Source organism: Janthinobacterium sp. HH106 (assembly GCF_001758725.1).
Taxonomy (GTDB): domain Bacteria; phylum Pseudomonadota; class Gammaproteobacteria; order Burkholderiales; family Burkholderiaceae_D; genus Janthinobacterium.
Window position 1 is genome coordinate 23,083 of sequence record NZ_LRIC01000061.1, and the last position, 20,184, is coordinate 43,266.

16 protein-coding genes and 2 tRNA genes are annotated in these 20,184 nt (G+C 62.0%); 14 read left to right on the top strand and 4 right to left on the bottom strand.

Annotation, left to right across the window (positions count from 1 at the left end; genetic code table 11):
• Positions 1-288 precede the first annotated feature (288 nt).
• The 4 genes from carA to JAB8_RS23615 all read left to right on the top strand — a co-directional run bounded on the left by carA (position 289) and on the right by JAB8_RS23615 (position 5,773).
• Complete coding sequence (gene carA, locus JAB8_RS23600) at positions 289-1,467, top strand: glutamine-hydrolyzing carbamoyl-phosphate synthase small subunit (protein ID WP_070291680.1); 1,179 nt, start codon at positions 289-291, stop codon at positions 1,465-1,467.
• Positions 1,460-4,690 carry a carbamoyl-phosphate synthase large subunit gene (gene carB, locus JAB8_RS23605; protein ID WP_070291681.1) on the top strand — a complete coding sequence of 1,077 codons (3,231 nt, stop codon included), beginning with the start codon at positions 1,460-1,462 and terminating at the stop codon, positions 4,688-4,690. The genes carA and carB overlap by 8 nt, the downstream gene beginning before the upstream one ends.
• Positions 4,691-4,853: 163 nt before the next feature.
• On the top strand, positions 4,854-5,330 hold the full coding sequence (gene greA / locus JAB8_RS23610) for a transcription elongation factor GreA (protein ID WP_034757428.1): 477 nt from the start codon (positions 4,854-4,856) through the stop codon (positions 5,328-5,330).
• Positions 5,330-5,773 (top strand): DUF4149 domain-containing protein, encoded by a 444-nt coding sequence (locus tag JAB8_RS23615; protein ID WP_175445242.1) that lies wholly within the window; start codon positions 5,330-5,332, stop codon positions 5,771-5,773. The genes greA and JAB8_RS23615 overlap by 1 nt, the downstream gene beginning before the upstream one ends.
• A 203-nt stretch (positions 5,774-5,976) precedes the next feature.
• On the opposite strand, the gene JAB8_RS23620 is transcribed toward JAB8_RS23615, so the two are convergent.
• Positions 5,977-6,447, bottom strand: coding sequence for a YhbY family RNA-binding protein (locus JAB8_RS23620; protein ID WP_010397237.1), 471 nt, complete (start codon positions 6,445-6,447; stop codon positions 5,977-5,979).
• 42 nt (positions 6,448-6,489) lie between these two features.
• On the opposite strand from JAB8_RS23620, the gene JAB8_RS23625 reads away from it, so the two are divergent.
• The 6 genes from JAB8_RS23625 to JAB8_RS23650 all read left to right on the top strand — a co-directional run bounded on the left by JAB8_RS23625 (position 6,490) and on the right by JAB8_RS23650 (position 11,908).
• The gene (locus JAB8_RS23625; protein WP_070219517.1) at positions 6,490-7,173 is read left to right on the top strand and encodes an RlmE family RNA methyltransferase; all 684 of its coding nucleotides are present in this window, start codon (positions 6,490-6,492) and stop codon (positions 7,171-7,173) included.
• 202 nt (positions 7,174-7,375) lie between these two features.
• Positions 7,376-9,256, top strand: coding sequence for an ATP-dependent zinc metalloprotease FtsH (ftsH, locus tag JAB8_RS23630; RefSeq protein WP_035817778.1), 1,881 nt, complete (start codon positions 7,376-7,378; stop codon positions 9,254-9,256).
• A 115-nt stretch (positions 9,257-9,371) separates the two neighbouring features.
• The gene (folP, locus tag JAB8_RS23635) at positions 9,372-10,205 is read left to right on the top strand and encodes a dihydropteroate synthase (protein WP_070291683.1); all 834 of its coding nucleotides are present in this window, start codon (positions 9,372-9,374) and stop codon (positions 10,203-10,205) included.
• Between the two features lie 38 nt (positions 10,206-10,243).
• Positions 10,244-11,581: a phosphoglucosamine mutase gene (glmM, locus tag JAB8_RS23640; protein ID WP_070291684.1), complete on the top strand. Its 1,338-nt coding sequence runs from the start codon at positions 10,244-10,246 to the stop codon at positions 11,579-11,581.
• An 81-nt stretch (positions 11,582-11,662) separates the two neighbouring features.
• Positions 11,663-11,739 (top strand) — tRNA-Pro (locus tag JAB8_RS23645).
• A 94-nt stretch (positions 11,740-11,833) separates the two neighbouring features.
• Positions 11,834-11,908: transfer RNA gene (locus tag JAB8_RS23650), tRNA-Arg, on the top strand.
• A gap of 71 nt (positions 11,909-11,979) precedes the next feature.
• Here JAB8_RS23650 and JAB8_RS23655 read toward each other — a convergent pair.
• The 3 genes from JAB8_RS23655 to JAB8_RS23665 all read right to left on the bottom strand — a co-directional run bounded on the left by JAB8_RS23655 (position 11,980) and on the right by JAB8_RS23665 (position 13,743).
• Entirely contained in the window at positions 11,980-12,159 is a 180-nt protein-coding gene (locus JAB8_RS23655; RefSeq protein WP_070219514.1) for a hypothetical protein, read from the bottom strand.
• Between the two features lie 159 nt (positions 12,160-12,318).
• On the bottom strand, positions 12,319-12,885 hold the full coding sequence (locus JAB8_RS30025) for an FxDxF family PEP-CTERM protein (RefSeq protein ID WP_254679582.1): 567 nt from the start codon (positions 12,883-12,885) through the stop codon (positions 12,319-12,321).
• 306 nt (positions 12,886-13,191) lie between these two features.
• On the bottom strand, positions 13,192-13,743 hold the full coding sequence (locus JAB8_RS23665) for a GbsR/MarR family transcriptional regulator (protein ID WP_175444744.1): 552 nt from the start codon (positions 13,741-13,743) through the stop codon (positions 13,192-13,194).
• A gap of 137 nt (positions 13,744-13,880) precedes the next feature.
• Here JAB8_RS23665 and cydD point away from each other — a divergent pair, with 137 nt between their 5' ends.
• The 4 genes from cydD to cydB all read left to right on the top strand — a co-directional run bounded on the left by cydD (position 13,881) and on the right by cydB (position 20,131).
• Positions 13,881-15,581: a thiol reductant ABC exporter subunit CydD gene (gene cydD / locus JAB8_RS23670; RefSeq protein WP_070291686.1), complete on the top strand. Its 1,701-nt coding sequence runs from the start codon at positions 13,881-13,883 to the stop codon at positions 15,579-15,581.
• A complete protein-coding gene (locus tag JAB8_RS23675) occupies positions 15,578-17,260 on the top strand; it encodes an ATP-binding cassette domain-containing protein (protein WP_070291687.1) in 1,683 nt (560 codons plus the stop codon). Before cydD ends, JAB8_RS23675 begins: the two co-directional genes overlap by 4 nt.
• A 125-nt stretch (positions 17,261-17,385) precedes the next feature.
• Entirely contained in the window at positions 17,386-18,963 is a 1,578-nt protein-coding gene (locus JAB8_RS23680; protein ID WP_070291688.1) for a cytochrome ubiquinol oxidase subunit I, read from the top strand.
• A 13-nt stretch (positions 18,964-18,976) separates the two neighbouring features.
• The gene (gene cydB / locus JAB8_RS23685) at positions 18,977-20,131 is read left to right on the top strand and encodes a cytochrome d ubiquinol oxidase subunit II (RefSeq protein ID WP_070222087.1); all 1,155 of its coding nucleotides are present in this window, start codon (positions 18,977-18,979) and stop codon (positions 20,129-20,131) included.
• Positions 20,132-20,184: the final 53 nt, after the last annotated feature.

Below are 20,184 nucleotides of genomic sequence, written 5' to 3' on the forward strand. Positions count from 1 at the left end.
CCGTAGTTGCAGAACTAGCCGCTCCGCGCAAGCCGGGCGGCTTTTTTCATGGGGCGCAGGATTTATGTTGCTGCGCAAAAAAATGCCGGGCTTTCTGAATTTTCTTCCTTGTGGAAAAGCTTCCTTTTGGTTATAATTCAAAGGTTTAGCCAATCACACATATACCGTAGCGACTACCCATCCCCTCATTCAAAATGACCGTTGAAACACCCTGAGTGCATCTGGCTCGGGTATCTAGGCGGTCGGTCTGACGTGGCGCAGCTACGGTAACTTTATCAGGAGTTGCCCTTGCCGCCATTTTTTTCTGGCCCTGCCGTTCCAGCCATATTAGCGCTTGCTGATGGAACGATCTTTAAAGGTTTTTCGATCGGTGCCGCCGGTCATACCACGGGCGAGGTTGTTTTCAACACCTCGATGACCGGGTATCAGGAAATCCTTACCGACCCAAGCTATTGCCGCCAGATGGTCACCCTGACCTATCCGCATATCGGCAATACGGGCGTCAATCCCGAAGACGTCGAGTCTTCCAAGGTGCACGCCGCTGGCCTCATCATCCGCGATCTGCCATTGCTGGCATCCAATTTCCGTTCCACGCTCTCCCTGTCCGATTACCTGAAAGCTGAAAATATCGTCGCCATCGCCGGCATCGATACACGCAAGCTCACGCGCATCCTGCGTGAAAAAGGTGCGCAGGGCGGCGCCATCCTCGTCGGTACGCAAGGCAATGAGCCATCCGCCGCGCAAGCGCTGGAACTGGCCCGCTCCTTCCCCGGCCTGGCCGGCATGGACCTGGCCAAAGTAGTGTCGGCCCCGGCTGCCTATGAGTACCGCGAAACGGAATGGACCCTGGGCGAAGGCTACGGCCAGCTGGCCGACGCGGACGCGAAATACCACGTGGTCGCCTTCGACTACGGCGTCAAGCGCAACATCCTGCGCATGCTGACGGCGCGCGGCTGCAAAGTCACCGTGCTGCCCGCGCAAGCGACGGCGGCCGACGCCCTGGCACTGAATCCGGACGGCATCTTCCTGTCGAACGGCCCCGGCGACCCGGAACCGTGCGACTACGCCATCGCGGCGACCCGCGAGTTGATCGAGAAGGGTATCCCGACCTTCGGCATCTGCCTCGGCCACCAGATCATGGCGCTCGCTTCCGGCGCGAAAACCTTGAAGATGAAGTTCGGCCACCACGGCGCCAACCACCCGGTGCAAGACCTGGAAACGAAACAGGTCTTGATTACGTCGCAAAACCACGGTTTCGCAGTCGACGCGGCAACTCTGCCCGCGAATTGCCGCGTGACCCATGAATCGCTGTTCGACGGCTCCCTGCAGGGCTTTGCCCGCACGGACAAGCCGGCCTTCTGCTTCCAGGGCCACCCTGAAGCGTCGCCGGGCCCGATGGATGTTGCTTACCTGTTTGACCGCTTCATCAACTTGATGGCTGCGGAGGAGAAAAAGAAAAATGCCTAAACGTTTAGATATCAAAAGTATTCTGATTATTGGCGCTGGCCCGATCGTGATCGGCCAGGCCTGCGAATTCGATTATTCCGGCGCGCAAGCGTGCAAGGCCCTGCGCGAAGAGGGCTATAAAGTCATCCTGGTCAACAGCAATCCTGCGACCATCATGACGGACCCGGAAATGGCCGACGTGACCTACATCGAACCGATCACCTGGTCGGTTGTCGAGCGCATCATCGCCAAGGAGCGTCCTGACGCCATCCTGCCGACGATGGGCGGCCAGACGGCGCTGAACTGCGCGCTGGACCTGTTCAACAATGGCGTGCTGGCGAAATACAACGTCGAGCTGATCGGCGCATCGCCGGAAGCCATCGACAAGGCCGAAGACCGTTCCAAGTTCAAGGATGCGATGACCAAGATCGGCCTCGGTTCGGCACGCTCGGGCGTGGCGCACTCGATGGAAGAATCGTGGGCCGTGCAGCGCACCCTGGGCTTCCCGACCATCATCCGTCCATCGTTCACCATGGGCGGTTCCGGCGGCGGCATCGCCTACAACGAAGAAGAATTCGAAACCATCTGCAAGCGCGGCCTGGAAGCATCGCCGACGAAAGAGCTGCTGATCGAAGAATCGTTGCTGGGCTGGAAAGAGTACGAGATGGAAGTGGTGCGCGACAAGGCGGACAACTGCATCATCATCTGCTCGATCGAAAACCTCGATCCGATGGGCGTGCACACGGGCGACTCGATTACCGTCGCTCCTGCGCAAACCCTGACGGACAAGGAATACCAGATCATGCGCAATGCCAGTCTGGCAGTGCTGCGCGAGATCGGCGTCGACACGGGCGGCTCGAACGTGCAATTCTCGATCAACCCTGTCGATGGCCGCATGATCGTCATCGAGATGAACCCGCGCGTATCGCGTTCGTCGGCGCTGGCATCGAAAGCGACGGGTTTCCCGATCGCCAAGATCGCCGCCAAGCTGGCCGTCGGTTTCACGCTGGACGAGCTGCGCAATGAAATCACGGGCGGCGCCACGCCGGCATCGTTCGAACCGTCGATCGATTACGTCGTCACGAAGATCCCCCGTTTCACGTTCGAGAAATTCCCGACCGCCGACGATCACCTGACGACGCAGATGAAATCCGTCGGCGAAGTGATGGCGATCGGCCGTACCTTCCAGGAATCGTTCCAGAAAGCCTTGCGCGGCCTGGAAGTGGGCGTGGACGGCATGAACGAAAAGACCAAGGACCGCGAAAAGATCGAAGAAGAACTGGGCGAGCCTGGTCCTGAGCGCATCTGGTACGTGGGCGACGCGTTTGCCCAGGGTTTTACTCTGGAAGAAGTGCACCAGCTGACCAAGATCGACCCATGGTTCCTGATCCAGATCAAGGAAATCGTCGACCTGGAACTGTGGCTCGATACGCAGAAGCTGGAAAACCTGGACAAGAACACCCTGTACAAGTTGAAACAGAAGGGCTTCTCGGACCGCCGCCTGGGCTTTTTGCTGCAGACGACCGACACGGCCGTGCGCCAGCAGCGCCATGCGCTCAACATCCGTCCCGTCTACAAGCGCGTCGACACGTGCGCGGCCGAGTTTTCGACCGACACGGCGTACATGTATTCCACGTACGACGAAGAGTGCGAATCGAACCCGACCGACAAGAAAAAGATCATGGTGCTGGGCGGTGGCCCGAACCGTATCGGCCAGGGTATCGAGTTTGACTATTGCTGCGTCCACGCGGCCCTCGCCATGCGCGAAGACGGCTACGAAACCATCATGGTCAATTGCAACCCAGAAACGGTTTCGACCGACTACGATACCTCGGACCGTCTGTACTTCGAATCCTTGACCCTGGAAGACGTGCTGGAAATCGTCGCCATCGAAAAACCGGTGGGCGTGATCGTGCAGTACGGCGGCCAGACCCCGCTGAAACTGGCGCTGGACCTGGAAGCGAATGGCGTGCCGATCATCGGCACCTCGCCCGACATGATCGACGCGGCCGAAGACCGCGAGCGTTTCCAGCAGATGCTGCACAAGCTGGAACTGCGCCAGCCGCCTAACCGCACCGCGCGCACGGAAGCCGACGCCCTGGCGCTGGCGCAGGAAATCGGCTACCCGCTGGTCGTGCGTCCATCGTACGTGCTGGGCGGTCGCGCCATGGAAATCGTCCACGAGCAACGCGACCTCGAGCGCTACATGCGCGAAGCCGTCAAGGTTTCGCACGATTCGCCCGTGCTGCTGGACCGCTTCCTGAACGACGCCATCGAGTGCGACGTCGATTGCATCTCCGACGGCGAAACGACCTTCATCGGCGGCGTGATGGAACACATCGAACAGGCTGGCGTGCACTCGGGCGACTCGGCTTGCTCCTTGCCGCCATACTCGCTGGCACCGGAAACCATTGAAGAACTGAAACGCCAGACGGCGCTGATGGCCAAGGGTTTGAACGTGGTTGGCCTGATGAACGTGCAGTTCGCGATCCAGAAGCAAGAGATCGATGGCGCAATGAAAGACGTCGTCTTCGTGCTGGAAGTCAACCCGCGTGCGTCGCGCACCGTGCCTTTCGTCTCGAAAGCCACCGGCTTGCAACTGGCGAAGATCGCCGCGCGCTGCATGGTCGGCCAATCGCTGGCGTCGCAGGGCATCACGCAGGAAGTCGTGCCGCCATATTTCAGCGTCAAGGAAGCCGTGTTCCCATTCGTCAAGTTCCCGGGCGTCGACACCATCCTCGGCCCTGAAATGAAATCGACGGGCGAAGTCATGGGCGTGGGCCTGACGTTCGGCGAAGCGTTTGTGAAATCGCAACTGGGCGCCGGCGTCAACCTGCCAAAATCGGGCAAGGTCTTCATCAGCGTGAAAGCGTCGGACAAGCCGCGCGCCGTGCAAGTGGCGCGCGACCTGGTCGAGTCCGGTTTCACCGTGGTCGCCACCAAGGGCACCGCCGCCGTGATCGCTGCTGCCGGCATCGCCGTCACGCCAGTGAACAAGGTGATCGAAGGCCGTCCGCACGTGGTCGACATGATCAAGAACCATGAAATCGTGCTGGTGATCAACACCGTGGAAGAAAAGCGCAGCGCCATCGTCGATTCGCGGGCCATCCGCACCTCGGCCCTGGCCTCGCGCGTGACGACCTACACGACCATCGCGGGCGCGGAAGCGGCCGTCGAAGGCATCCGCCATCTGGACGAGTTGCGTGTGTACGATTTGCAAGGCCTGCACAAGACCTTGAGCTAAGTGCGTTTGCAGTGACCGCCGTTAGGCGGTACACTGCATGCTTATCAACCACAGAGTTCCGTGCAGAGCAGCGCGCGGCCTCTGTGGTTTTCACTTGGTAAGTCCGTTAACCGTGGCAAAACACGGACAACGGCGCCGATAACTAGCAGATAGTAGAGATAACATGACCTCAGTCCCATTGACCAAATACGGCGCAGAACTCCTGAAGGAAGAGCTGCATCATTTGAAGACCAAGGAACGCCGCATCGTCATCGATGCGATCGCCGAAGCGCGTTCGCACGGAGATCTGTCGGAAAACGCCGAGTACGATGCCGCCAAGGAACGCCAGGCCTTCGTCGAAGGCCGCATCGCCGAGCTCGAAGGCAAGCTGGGCGCAGCGCAAATCATCGACCCGACCGCGCTCGACGCGGAAGGCCGCGTGGTGTTTGCCTCGACCGTGAACCTGGAAGACCTGGAATCGGGCCAGAAAGTCACGTACCAGATCGTGGGCCTCGATGAAGCCGACCTGAAAATGAACAAGGTTTCCGTGACGTCCCCGATCGCCCGCGCGCTGATCGGCAAGTACGCCGGCGACGTGGTGGAAGTGCAGGCGCCGTCCGGCCCGCGCGAATACGAAATCCTGGAAGTACTGTACATCTGATGCTGGGCCGCGTGCGCCTCCTCGTTGCCACCCTGTGGGCGGGCAGCCTGTGGACCATCGGCTTCATCGTGGCGCCCACCCTGTTCGGCACCCTGAGCGACCGCGTGCTGGCCGGCAATATCGCCGGCAGCATGTTCCGCGCCGAGGCGTGGCTGTCCATCGTCTGCGCGCTGGTACTGCTGGCCTTGCTGCAATGGGCGCCCGGCGCGCTGGAACTCAAGCGCCGCCGCCTGCTGGGCGCGCTGGTGCTGTCCATGCTCGTGTGTGCGCTGCTCAGCCATTTCGGCATTTCGCCGCTGATGGCCGACCTCAAGGCGCAAGCGCCGTCGGGCATCATGGACGAGGCCATGCGCAGCCGCTTCGGCATGCTGCATGGCGTGTCGACCCTGATCTTTGCCGTGCAAAGCCTGCTGGCGGGCGTGCTGATCTGGAAGCAGCAGTAATCGGCTGTGGTGTTGTCGGATTACGCGCTGCGCGCTAATCCGACCTACATGACTGATGGTCGATATCGTAGGTCGGATTAGCGGCGCCTTGGCGCCGTGTAATCCGACAAGCGCAATTGCAATAAAAAAGCGGAGCAGGGGATATCCCGTGCTCCGCTTCTTGTTTCAAGCCCGGCCGCCTCGCGGTGGCCGGGTGAACAGGCTTACTTGCTGCCCAGTGCGCTTTTCTTGGCGCTTTTCTGACGTGGCTTGGCACGCTTGATGGAACCGCCTTCGGTAACGCGCTCATTGCCCTTGATCATGACTTTCGTCACGCTGGGGCGCTTGGTGCCGCTGGCGCTGGCCTTGACGATGGTCACTTCGCGCATGCCTTTGCCGGCGCTGACCTTCTCCTTAACCACTTCTTTTTTCGGACGGTAGATTACCAGCAGTTTGCCAATATGTTGTACCGGGGCGGCGCCGAGATTGCCGCAAATCGTATCGTACATTCCGACGCGGGCTTCGCGGTCGTCGCCGAACACGCGGACTTTAATCAGGCCGTGCGAATCCAGGCCAAGGTCGATCTCTTTGAGGACAGCAGGTGTCAAGCCCGCTTCGCCAATGATGACGATAGGCTTCAGCGCGTGTGCTTCGGCGCGCAGTGCGCTGCGCTCTACGGGTGTAAGTTTTAGCATAATAATATTTAGTAATTCCCTTAAAAGCAGTATTCTACGCGAATGGCAAAGAAGAAATTAAACAAAAACTGGTTGCACGACCACATAAATGATCCTTATGTGAAGTTGGCGCAAAAAGAGGGCTACCGCGCCCGGGCAGCATACAAGCTCAAAGAAATCGATGAAGACGAGAAACTGATCAAACCTGGCCAGGTGATTGTCGACCTTGGTTGTACTCCCGGCAGCTGGGCCCAGTACACGCGGCGCAAGCTGGCCGGCAAGGATGGCGGCGGGGTCAATGGTACCCTGATTGGCCTGGACATGCTGGAAATGGAGCCGATCGCCGATTTCCACTTCATCCAGGGCGACTTCCGCGAAGCGCGCGTATTGCGCCAGCTGGAAGTGGTGTTGCAAGGCCGCAAGGTCGATCTGGTGCTGTCGGACATGGCGCCCAACCTGTCGGGCATTGCCACGGCGGATGCCGCGCGCATGGAACATCTGATCGACCTGGCTATCGAATTTTCGCAATTGCACCTGAAGCCGTCTGGCGTATTGCTGGTGAAATGCTTTAAAGACATGGGTTTCAGCCAGATCGTGGAGAAATTCCGTGCTGAATTCAAGGTCGTGGTACAGAAAAAGCCGAAGGCCAGCCGCGATAAATCGTCGGAAATCTTCCTGATGGGCCGTGGAATCAAGAATCCGCTGAAAAATGCCGTAGAAGAAGATGATCCCGCCCTTGATATTTAAGCGGGAATCCGCACATGGGAACGAGAAGTGCAGTAGCGTCTGATGGCATAAAAGCCTAAATTGTTTATACTGCATTTTTTTGCGTGAACGCGGTTTTTTCGCGCGCACGGATCGGCGGGCTTTGGCACGGCCCGCTTATTGCGAGTAAAATCGTGTTTCTAGCTATAGGTAAAGAGATGCGCACTGCATCCAAGGAGTCTTCGTGAATAACATGTTTTCCAAATCTGCCATCTGGGTAGTCGTATTGCTGCTGTTGTTCATGCTGTTCAAGCAATTCGACAGTCATGGCGCCACAGGCGGCAGCAAGGCCATCGCTTATTCCGATTTGCTGGATGAAGTCAAAGCCAAGCGCGTCAAGGATGTCGTGATCGAAGGTTCGTCGATCACCGCCAAGCTGATGGACGACACCAAGGTGCGTACCACTGCCACCAGCCTCGACAAGGGCCTGATCGGCGACTTGCGCGACAATGGCGTGCATTTCGATGTGCGTCCGCCTGAGGAAGCGTCTTTCCTGCAAACTATTTTTGTTTCCTGGTTCCCCATGCTGCTGTTGATCGGCGTCTGGGTCTTCTTCATGCGTCAGATGCAAGGCGGCGGCAAGGGCGGGGCATTCTCGTTCGGCAAGTCGAAGGCACGCATGATGGATGAAGCCAGCAACACCGTCACCTTCGCCGATGTCGCCGGTTGCGACGAAGCGAAAGAAGAAGTCAACGAAGTGGTCGATTTCCTCAAGGATCCGAGCAAATTCCAGAAACTGGGCGGCCGCATTCCCCGCGGCGTGCTGATGGTCGGTCCTCCGGGCACGGGTAAAACCCTGCTGGCGCGCGCCATCGCCGGCGAAGCCAAGGTGCCGTTCTTCTCGATTTCCGGTTCCGACTTCGTGGAAATGTTCGTCGGCGTGGGTGCCAGCCGCGTGCGCGACATGTTCGAAAACGCGAAAAAGCATTCGCCGTGCATCATCTTCATCGATGAGATCGACGCTGTCGGCCGTCACCGCGGTGCCGGCATGGGCGGCGGCAATGACGAGCGCGAACAGACCCTGAACCAGTTGCTGGTCGAGATGGACGGTTTTGAAGCGAACTCCGGCGTCATCGTCGTGGCCGCCACCAACCGCGCCGACGTGCTCGACAAAGCCTTGCTGCGTCCGGGCCGCTTCGACCGCCAGGTTTCCGTCGGCTTGCCAGATATCCGCGGCCGCGAACAGATCTTGAACGTGCACATGCGCAAGGTACCTATCGGTACCGACGTGAAAGCCGATATCCTGGCCCGCGGTACGCCTGGTTTCTCCGGTGCCGACCTGGCCAACCTGGTCAACGAGGCAGCCTTGTTCGCTGCCCGCCGCAGCAAGCGCCTGGTGGAAATGGCTGACTTCGAAGATGCGAAAGACAAGATCTACATGGGTCCCGAGCGTAAATCGATGATCATCCGCGAGGAAGAGCGTCGCAATACGGCTTACCATGAGTCCGGTCACGCCGTCGTCGCCAAACTGCTGCCGAAGGCCGATCCCGTGCATAAAGTGACGATCATGCCGCGCGGCTGGGCCCTGGGCCTGACTTGGCAGCTGCCGGAGCACGACAACTTGTCCGCCTACAAGGACAAGATGCTGGAAGAAATTTCCATCCTGTTCGGCGGCCGTATTGCCGAAGAGATTTTCGTGGGGCAGATGTCCACCGGCGCGTCGAACGACTTCTCGCGCGCCACCAAGCTGGCCCGTTCCATGGTGACCCGCTTCGGCATGTCCGACAGCATGGGCGTGATGGTCTACGAAGACAGCGAAAACGAAGGTTTCTTCGGTGGCGCCACCAAGACGATCTCGGAAGCGACCCAGCAAAAGGTCGATGCTGAAATCCGCAACATTCTCGACAAGCAATATGCTTTGGCGCGCACCTTGCTGGAAGGCAACCGCGACAAGGTCGAAATGATGACGAAAGCCTTGCTGGAATGGGAAACCATTGATGCAGAGCAAATCAATGACATCATGGCCGGCCTGGAGCCGCGTCCACCGAAAGTCATTCCGCCACGCCGCAATGCGGGCGACAGCGGCACGGGCGGCATCTCGCCAAACGTGACGGCACCAGCCTGATTAGTGCGGCCCTGACGGGCGGCACGCAAGGGGATGGCAAGAACGAGGGTAAGGAGCAATCCTTGCCCTTTTTCGTTGCCGCAGCAGTTTTTTCCTGACGACTACAAAGATTCACATGCGACACTATTTGCAATTCGGCCGTTTCGGCTTCAACCTGTCCGGCGCGCAGGCGCTGGTGATGGGCATCCTGAACATCACGCCCGACTCGTTTTCCGATGCGGGCCAGTATCAGCACCTGGAATTTGCCCTGTCGCGCGCCGAGCAGATGATGCTTGATGGCGCCGACATCATCGATATCGGCGGCGAATCGAGCCGCCCCGGCGCGCCGCCGCTGCCGCTGCACGATGAGTTGCAGCGCGTCATGCCGGTGCTGTACGCCTTGCGCGACTGCGGCAAGCCCTTGTCCGTCGACACGTACAAGCCTGAAGTCATGCGCGAAGCCATCCTGGCGGGCGCCGACATGATCAACGACATCAACGGTTTCCGCGCGCCAGGCGCCATCGAGGCCGTGCGGGACAGCGATTGCGCGCTGTGCATCATGCACATGCAAAACGTGCCAGAAACCATGCAAGCCCAGCCGCAGTACGACGATGTGGTGCGCGAAGTTATCCACTTCCTGCGCGAACGCATCGACACCATGACGGCGGCCGGCATCGCCCGCGAACGCCTGTGCGTCGATCCCGGCTTCGGCTTTGGCAAAACGGTGGAGCAGAACTACGCTTTATTGCGCGCCACGCGCCAGCTGCGCAGCGAGCTGGACCTGCCTGTGCTGGCGGGCCTGTCGCGCAAGTCGATGATCGGCGCCGTGACGGGACGTCCCGTCGAGCAGCGCCTGGCCGGCAGTGTTGCCGGTGCGCTTGCGGCGGTAGCGCAAGGCGCGGAAATTATTCGTGTGCATGATGTAGCAGAAACCGTCGATGCCCTGAAGGTCTGGCGCATGGCGCACTGAAGCTGTAAGATTCATTATAAACAACAAAAGAGAAATTTATGACGCGTAAATATTTTGGCACCGATGGCATCCGCGGCCTGGTGGGCACCGCTCCGATCACCCCCGATTTCGTCATGCGCCTCGGTTATGCGGCCGGCAAGGTGCTGGCCAAGTCGGAGGGCGGCAAGGCGCGTCCGACGGTACTGATCGGCAAGGACACGCGCATTTCCGGCTACATGCTGGAAGCGGCGCTGGAAGCGGGCCTGTCGGCCGCCGGCGTGGATGTGATGCTGGCCGGCCCCATGCCGACGCCGGCGATCGCTTACCTGACGCGGGCGCTGCGCCTGTCGGCAGGTGTGGTCATTTCCGCCTCGCACAATCCGTATCACGACAATGGCATCAAGTTCTTTTCCGGCCAGGGCACCAAGCTGCCCGACAGCGTGGAACTGGAAATCGAAGCGGCGCTCGACGAGCCCATGGCTTGCGTGGCGTCGGACAAGCTGGGCCGCGCCAAGCGCCTCGACGACGCCCAGGGCCGCTACATCGAATTTTGCAAGAGCACCTTCCCGAACGAGCTGGACTTGCGCGGCCTGAAGATCGTCGTCGATTGCGCGCATGGCGCCGCCTACCATATCGCGCCGCACGTCTTCCATGAACTGGGCGCGGAAGTCATCGCCATCGGCAACAAGCCCGATGGCTTCAACATCAATGCGGGCTTTGGCGCCACGGCAACCAAGGCCATGGCCGAAGCCGTCGTCGAGCACGGCGCGGACCTGGGCATCGCCCTTGACGGCGACGCCGACCGCCTGATCATGTGCGACGCCACGGGCCGCTTGTACAACGGCGACGAATTGTTGTACGTCATGGTCAAGGACCGTCTGGCGACGGGTCCCGTGGCCGGCGCCGTCGGCACGTTGATGACGAATATGGCGCTGGAAGTGCTGTTCAAGCAGCAGGGCATCGGCTTTGCGCGCGCCAAGGTGGGCGACCGCTACGTGCTGGAAGTCATGAAGGAAAAGGGCTGGATACTGGGCGGCGAGGGCTCGGGCCATTTGCTGTGTCTGGACCGCCACACGACGGGCGACGGCATCGTCTCCGCGCTGCAAGTATTGTCCGCGCTCAAGCGCAGCGGCCAAAGCCTGCAGCAATGCCTGGCCGAACTGGTGCTGTTCCCGCAAACCCTGATCAATCTGCGCGTGGCGCCCGGTTTCGACTGGCAGAAAAATGCCGCCATGGTGGCCGAGAAGGAACTGGTCGAGGCCGAACTGGGCGACACGGGCCGCGTGCTGATCCGCGCTTCGGGCACCGAACCGCTGATCCGCGTGATGGTGGAGGCGAAGGACAAGGAGAAGGCCGAGAGCATGGCGCGCCGCATCGCCGATAAAGTTGGCGCTTAAGGGGCAGGGGCGATAGTTATTTCCATCTAATTCGTCTATGGCAATTGACGAAATTGGGTGGGGGCGTTATTATCTTGTCTTCGGAGTGTGGCGCAGCCCGGTAGCGCACCTGGTTTGGGACCAGGGGGTCCAAGGTTCGAATCCTTGTACTCCGACCAAAGTCATAAGCGGGCTGTCAGAAATGACAGCCCGTTTTCTATTGTGCGACGCCTTGGCATTGCTGGCGCGCATAGACTAAAATGCTGCACCTTTCCGCCCATCGTTCAACGGATAGGACAACGGTCTTCTAAACCGTGAATGGGGGTTCGATTCCCTCTGGGCGGACCAGTTCATGCTGGTCATGCACGCGACAGCCTGTCGCATTGCCATCACTCTTCATCTTTTGCCTGCCTGCCGTGTCACGGCTGCGCAAACAGTACCACGCTCAGCAAATATAACAGCGGCGCCGCGCACAGCAGCGCGGATAGTAGCGACCCCATTTTCTTGCTGGCCAGCCGGGCCAGGCGCAGCCGTTCCCGCGCGGGCAAGTGCTGGCGGATCACGCTGCGCGCGCGTGGCTGAAACGGTTGTTCGTGCATGAGATCTCCCTCGTCGATCAGCAGTGGATGCCGTCGAGCATAGCGAGGGGGATCTAAAAATGGTGTAAAAAGCGTGCCTGGCGCCGCAAGCGCGGTGTAAAGATGCGGCTGGCATGGAGGCGGCAGCGGGCGATGTTGCGCCGCTGCCGCTGGTGATGCTTACTTTCCCTGGCGGCGGCGTGCCAGGAAGCCCAGCAGGCCCAGGCCGGCGAGCAGCATGGCATAGGTTTCAGGTTCCGGCACGGCGGAAATGAAGGCCCTGTAGTTGCTCAGGTCCTTGGGCAGGCCCGCCACCGTGAACGTGGTGCCGGCAGCCACTGGCGCGGCCCAGTGGAACACCAGTTCGCCCTGGCCGAAGTGGATGGCCAGATAGTCATAGGCGGCCGCGCTCGTATAGGAATTGACCCCGCCGCTCAGGCCTGCCGTGGTGCCGGCAGTGCAGCCCGAAGTGGCGCTGTCGCAATACGAAACGGCGGCGCCCAGGCTGCTGCCGAACACGCCATTGATGTAGCCCTGGATGTCCGAGGGGCTCTGCGGCACCAGATTATCGTCATAATATTTCACCTCCAATGCCGGTGATGGCAAATAGGTGACGGTGCTGCCGGCAATGACGAAACCGCTGGCCGGCCCCACATCAACCCAGGTGGCCGCTTGCGCTGCACTTGCCAGTACGGTCATTGCGGCCAGCATGGATGCCTTGACGGCAATGCTTTTTATGCTTTTCATGAAAATCCCCTTGTGCTTGAGACAGTTGCTACATCGTGTAGGGATACGCCCCTGCCTGCCGGGGAAGTCATCCCATTGCCCGTTTTTAGCTGCTATTTCCTGCGCGTACTGAGTACGCAAATGCAAGCTTACTCTTGATGTAAATTAATGCAATTTTAATAATTCTATTGGTTTGCTTGACAACATCGCATACGGCTATGTATGGATGTGCTAGCGATGGCCAACATGACGTTAGGAAATAGCGTGACAAGGCGCGCCAGCTTGTGCTAGCGGCGTTCGGACTTGGGAAAAGGGGAGGCGGGTGCTTCAGTCGCTGTTGTTGCTGACGCCAAACAGGCGATCCTTGGCGTTGAGCAGCTTTTGTACCTTGGCGCCCATTTTCATCAGTTGCGCCATCGATTCGGGCGACAGGCGCTGCAAGTCGTCGAACCAGGTGTTGGCCAGGTCGACCAGTTCATACATTTCGCGCATGCGCTCCTGCGCATATTGATCCACGGGTTCCGTGGCCGGGGCCAGCAGCGCTTCGCGCAGCACTGTCAAGGTCGGGGCCACCTCGCGGCGGCGGCGCTCGGCGGCCACCACGCGGAAGATTTGCCACACGTCGCCCAGCGAGGAAAAATACTCGCGCCGGTCGCCGGGGATGCGCGACTGGCGGATCAAGCCCCAGCCCTGCAATTCCTTCAGGCCGATGCTCACGTTCGAGCGCGAAAAACTCAGGTGCTCCGCGATTTCATCCGCGTGCAAAGGATGCTCCGCGACAAACAACAAGGCGTACACTTGCCCCACCGTGCGGTTAAAGCCCCAGCGGCTGCCCATCTCGCCGAAATGGCTGACGAAGGTCAGGATCAGCGGCGTCATTTGGATATTTTGAGTTTTCATAATTATCTGAATTTTTTCACGCCAAACCGCCAGGGTCAATTGATATATGTCATGTTTCGCAGTATTATACAAAAAATCGAATTTACAGAAAATTCTGAAAACTCAAAAAATATAAGATGACGACCTCGCCACTGTCCTTGCCCCGCTTTATTCTTCCCCGTGCCGCCAGTCTGGCGCAAGGCGGCGCCGCCTTGCTGTGGCTGCCGCAAGCGGCCTTGCTGGCCTGGGCCGTGCAAGCCATGCTCGATGGCGCGCCGTGGCGCGCGGCCCTGTTGCCGGCCGCAGGCGTGCTGCTGCTGGGCGTGCTGCGCGCCGGCTGCGAAGCGTGGGGTGCACGGCGCATGTATGCGGCGGCGCGCGCGCACCTGTCCACCTTGCGCGGGCAAGTGGCGCAGGCGCTGGCGCGCCGTTCGCCGCTGGACCGCCAGCGCGCCCAGTCGGGGCAGGCGGCCAGCGTCATTGCCGAGCAGGCCGAAGCCATCGTGCCGTATCTGGTGCGCTACAAGCCGGCGCGCTGGAAAGTCATGCTCGTGCCGCTCGTGATCCTCGCCGTGGTGACGCCGCTGTCGTGGATCGCCGCGCTGATCCTGCTCATCGCCGCGCCTCTGATTCCCGTCTTCATGGCCCTCGTGGGCATGGGCGCGCAGGCGGCCAGCCGCGCGCAGATGGTGGAAATGGGCAGCATGAACGCCTTTCTGCTGGACCGCCTGCGCGGCCTGGCCACCTTGCGCGCGCTCGATGCCGGCGATGCCACGGCCGCGCGGCTGGACGCCTCGTCGCAATCCGTGCGCCGGCGCACGATGGTGGTGCTGCGCATCGCCTTTTTGTCGTCCGCCGTGCTGGAACTGTTTTCCGCGCTGGGCGTGGCCATGGTGGCAGCCTTCATCGGCTTCTCGCTGCTGGGCAGCCTCGATTTCGGCACCTGGGGCCGCGAACTGACGTTGGGGCAGGGCTTGTTCATCCTGCTGCTGGCGCCCGCGTTCTTCGAGCCGCTGCGCGAGCTGGCCGCCGTCTGGCACGACAAGGCGGCTGGCGAAGCGGGCCTGGCCGGACTGCACGACCTGGCCGCCGAGGGCGTGCCTTTGCCGGGCGCCGGCGTGAAAGCGGCTGCCGTCTCCGCCGCCGCCATGGCGGTGGCGCCGCCGCCCGCCATTGACATCCATCAACTGCGCTTTGCCCATCCCGGCGAAGCGCCCGTGTTCGACGGCTTGGACTTGAGCGTGCGCGCCGGCGAACACGTGGCCCTGCTGGGCGCCAGCGGCGCGGGCAAGACCACCTTGCTGTCCCTGCTGGCCGGCTTGCTGCCCGCCGGCGGCGGCGACATCCGCATCGGCGGCGTGCGCCTGAATGACGGTACCGTCAATACCGTGCGCCAGCGCATGGCCTGGATGGGCCAGCGTCCGCACGTGTTTGCCGCGTCCGTCAGCCAGAACGTGACACTGGGCCGGGCAGGTGCGAACGCCGCGCACGTGACGCAGGCGCTGCACCTGGCCGACCTGACCAGCGTGGCGCAGGCGCAGCCGGCCGTCATGCTCAGCGATGGCGGCCAGGGCTTGTCCGGCGGTGAAGCCGTGCGCCTGGCCCTGGCCCGCGTGGCCCTGCATCCGCATGCGGACTTGCTGCTGGTCGATGAGCCGACGGCCCACCTGGACAGCGAAACGGCGGCGCGCGTCACGGACGCCTTGCTGGCCCTGGCAAAAGGCAAGACGATGCTTGTCGCCACGCACGACCCCGTGCTGGCTGGCCGGCTGCAGCGCACGGTGCAAGTTGATGCCCAGGCGCATGCGCAGACGCAGAAGGCAGAGGCGCGCGCATGAAAACATCGCTGATATCGCACCCCGTGCTGCGGCAATTGCTGCTGGCCCAGCCCCGCAAGCTGATCGGGGGCGCCGTGCTGGCGGCCCTGACGGCCGTGGCCGGCATGGCCCTGCTGGGCCTGTCCGGCTGGTTCATCACGGCCACCTCGATTGCCGGCTTGCATGCGTCCACCGCCATCGTCTTCGACGTGTTCGGCCCGTCGGCCGGCATCCGCCTGCTGGCCATCGGCCGCACGGGCTCGCGCTATGCGGAGCGCCTCGTCACGCACGACGCCACGTTCGCCGCGCTGGCCAGTATCCGCGTGCAGCTGTTTCGCGGCTGGTCGCGCCCGGAAGCGGCCAGCCGCTTGCTGCGCCAGCCCGCCAGGATGCTGTTCCGCCTGACGGCCGATATCGACGCGCTCGAATCGCTGTATTTGCGCCTGCTGGTGCCCGCCTTCACGGCACTGTGCGTGGCCATGCTGGCCGGCGTGGCGTTGGGCGTGATGCAGTGGCAGCTGGGCCTGGGCCTGGCCGCGTGGCTGCTGGCCGCCGGCGGCGGCATCAGCTGGCTTCTGGCGCGCGGCGCCCGCCGTCCCGCCATCGTGCGTACACGCGCCATCGAAAAACTGCGTTCCGCCACCATCGACCTGGTGGCGGGCCAGACGGACCTGGTGATGGCGGGCCGCATCGACGCCCAGTGCGCCGCGCTGGGACAGATCGACCGCTCGCTGGCGCAAGCCGATGTTGCCCTGCTGCGCCTGGAGACGGCGGCGGGCGCTGCATATGGCGTGGCGGGCAGCGCGACCCTGGCAGGGGTGCTGCTGGCCGTGGCCGCGCTGGTGCAGCAGCAGGCGCTGAACGTGCCGCTGGCAGCCCTGGCCCTGTTGATTGCATTGACAGCCTTGGAACCGTTTGCGGGACTGCGCCGCGGCGCGCTGGAAGCGGGGCGCATGCTGCTGGCCATGCGCCGCCTGGCGCCGCGTCTCGATGCTCAGGAGATCGCAGTGCCGCCGGCTGACAGCGCACCGGGCTTGCGCCTGGAACATGTCAGCGCCGCACATGCGGGCAGTGATGTCGCCATCTTGCACGACGTATCGCTGCACATCGGCGAGGGCGAACGCGTGGCCTTGATCGGCCCCAGCGGCGCGGGCAAGTCGACCTTGCTGGCCATCGCCGCGCGCGAGCTGGCGCCGTTGTCGGGCACGGTGCACGCGGGCCGCGCCTGTTTATTCACCCAGAAGACGGAACTGTTCCAGGACAGCTTGCGCGACAACCTGCGCTTGGCCGCCCCGTCCGCCAGCGATGCGCAGCTGTGGGCGGCGCTGCAGGCGGCCGGCCTGGACGACGAGGTGCGGGCCTTCGCGGACGGCCTCGATACCATGCTGGGCGAGGGCGGCCTGGGCTTGTCGGGCGGCCAGGCGCGCCGCTTGGCACTGGCGCGGCTGTTCCTGCACGCATCGACCTTGTGGCTGCTGGACGAGGCGACGGAAGCGCTCAATGCGCAGACGGCGATCGATGTCCTGCAGCGCCTGGGCGCGCGCTGCGAAGGGCGCAGCTTGCTGATCGCCACCCACTTGCGGCGCGAAGCAGCGCTGGCGGACCGGCTGGTCAGCCTGCGCGATGGCCGTATCGTCGGCGACGCGCGCCGTGGCACGCCAGCCTTCGAGGCGGCGCTGGCGGGCCTGCGCGCAGATTAAGGCATCAAGGAACGACTGGAGGCACAGGCGGCGCTGCCTGACAGCTTTGCAACAACAGCGCCAAGCGAAACAGCATCAGATAGATACCAAGTTTACACACAGTAGGGAAATACCAAGGAAATCATATGGACTTCGATATTGTCGCTTTATCCAGACTGCAGTTCGCGCTGACAGCTCTGTACCACTTTATATTCGTTCCGCTGACGATAGGGCTGTCAGTGATCCTCGCCATCATGGAGACGGTCTACGTGATGACGAACCGCCCCATCTGGCGCGACATGACCAAGTTCTGGGGTGTCTTGTTCGGCATCAACTTCGCCATGGGCGTGGCGACGGGCGTCGTCATGGAATTCCAGTTCGGCATGAACTGGAGCTATTACAGCCATTATGTGGGCGACATTTTCGGCGCGCCGCTGGCCATCGAGGGCTTGATGGCTTTCTTCCTGGAAGCGACCTTCGTCGGCCTGTTCTTCTTCGGCTGGGACAAGCTGTCGAAGCGGGGCCACCTGGTCACCACCTGGCTGGTGGCCATCGGCTCGAACTTCTCGGCCCTGTGGATTTTGATCGCCAACGGCTGGATGCAAAATCCCGTCGGCGCGGCCTTCAATCCGCAGACCATGCGCATGGAAGTGACGGATTTCGGCGCCGTGCTGACGAATCCCGTGGCACAGGCGAAATTCGTGCATACGGTGTCGGCCGGCTACACGGCGGCGGCGATCTTCGTGCTGGGTATTTCCGCCTGGTATCTGCTGAAGGGCCGCCACGTGCAGCTGGCCAAGCGCTCGATGACGGTGGCCGCCTCGTTCGGCCTGGCCGCCACCTTGTCGGTGGTGGTGCTCGGTGACGAAAGCGGCTACCTGTCGTCCGAACATCAAAAGATGAAGCTGGCCGCGATCGAAGCCATGTGGACCACGGAGCCGGCGCCCGCCGCCTTCACGGCCATCGGCTTTCCCGACGCGAAAGCGCGCGAGACGCATTACGCCGTGCACATCCCGATGGTGATGGGCTTGATCGGCACGCGTTCGCTGACGACGGAAATCCCCGGCATCGAGCAATTGGTCGACCGCGGCGAGCTGCTGATCCAGGATGGCATCAAGGCGTACGACGCGCTGCAAACCATCCGCAGCGTGGCGCCAGGTGCGCCTGTGCCGCAAGAGGCGAAAGACATGTTCGAGTCGAAAGGCCAGTCCATGGGCTATGCCTTGCTGCTGAAACGCTATGTCGACGATCCGCGCCAGGCCACGCCCGAGCAGATCCGCCAGGCCGCGCTCGACACCGTGCCGCCCGTGGGGCCCTTGTTCTGGTCCTTCCGCGTGATGGTGGGCCTGGGCATGTTCTTTATTTTGCTGACCGGCACCTTCTTCATTCTGTCGACGCGCCGCACCCTGGACAAGCATCGCTGGCTGCTGAAGCTGGCCGTGTTCGCCATCCCGTTGCCGTGGGTGGCCATCGAGGCGGGCTGGATGGTGGCCGAAGTGGGCCGCCAGCCGTGGGTCATCGAAGGCGTGCTGCCGACGGCCGTGGCCGTCTCCAACCTGGGGGCGTCGACGCTCCTGATTACCATCGCCGGCTTTGCCGCCATCTACACCGTGCTGTTGATTATCGAAATGAAGCTCATGCTCAAGGCCATCCGCAAGGGGCCGGAAGAGACGCCGCGGGCTCCCGTGCCAGCGGCCGCAGCCATTCATACTCAACGCGCCTGAGGAGGACCAGACCATGATTTTGCATGAAATGATTTCGTATGAAACCCTGCGCCTGATCTGGTGGCTGCTGATCGGCATATTGCTGGTGGGCTTTGCCATCACGGACGGCTTCGATCTGGGCACGGGCATCCTGCTGCCGTTCGCCGGCAAGACGGACCTCGAGCGCCGCGTCATCATCAACAGCATCGGCCCCGTATGGGAGGGCAACCAGGTGTGGCTGATCCTCGGCGGCGGCGCCATCTTTGCCGCCTGGCCGCAGCTGTACGCCGTCTCGTTCTCGGGCTTTTACCTGGCCATGTTCGTCATCCTGGTGGCGCTGATCGTGCGTCCCGTCGCCTTCAAGTTCCGCAGCAAGCGCGAAGACCCCCGCTGGCGCGCCCGCTGGGACGCGGCCCTGTTCGTGGGCGGCTTCGTGCCGGCCCTGATCTGCGGCGTGGCCATCGGCAACGTGCTGCAGGGCGTACCGTTCCGTTTCTCGCCGGACATGCATATCTTCTATGACGGCAGCTTCTTTGCGCTGCTCAACCCGTTCGCCTTGCTGTGCGGCCTCGTTTCGGTGGCCATGCTGGTGATGCACGGCGCCACCTGGCTGCAAGTGAAAACGGACGGTGCCGTGGCGGAACGTTCGCGCCGTTACGGCAGCGTGGCGGCAATCGCCACGGTCGTGCTGTATGCGGCAGCCGGCGTGGCCCTGTGGCTGTGGGTCGATGGCTACCGCGTCACCAGCGCCGTCGTCGTCGATGGCCCGTCGAACCCGATGCTGAAAACGGCGCAAGTGCACGTGGGTGCCTGGTTCCTCAACTTTGCCGCCCATCCGTGGACCTGGATCGCCCCTGCGGCCGGTTTGCTGGGTCCCTTGCTGGCGTTCGCCTTGCTGCGCGCGCGCCGCGAAGTGCCCGCCTTGCTGGCCAGCGCGGCCAGCATCGCCGGCATCATCCTCAGCGTGGGCGCGGCCATGTTCCCGTTCATCCTGCCATCGTCGATCGACCCGCGCGCCAGCCTGACGGTGTGGGATTCTTCTTCCAGCCACATGACCCTGTTCATCATGCTGGTCGTCACGGCCGTCTTCATCCCCCTCATCGTGGCGTATACGACGTGGGTGTATAAAGTGCTGTGGGGTAAGGTTGACGGCAAAGCCATCGAAGACGACAGCGGTCACGCTTATTGAGAACACCTAACTAAACCTACTGCGCGTCGCCCTTTGCGGCCGGCGATGCTCAC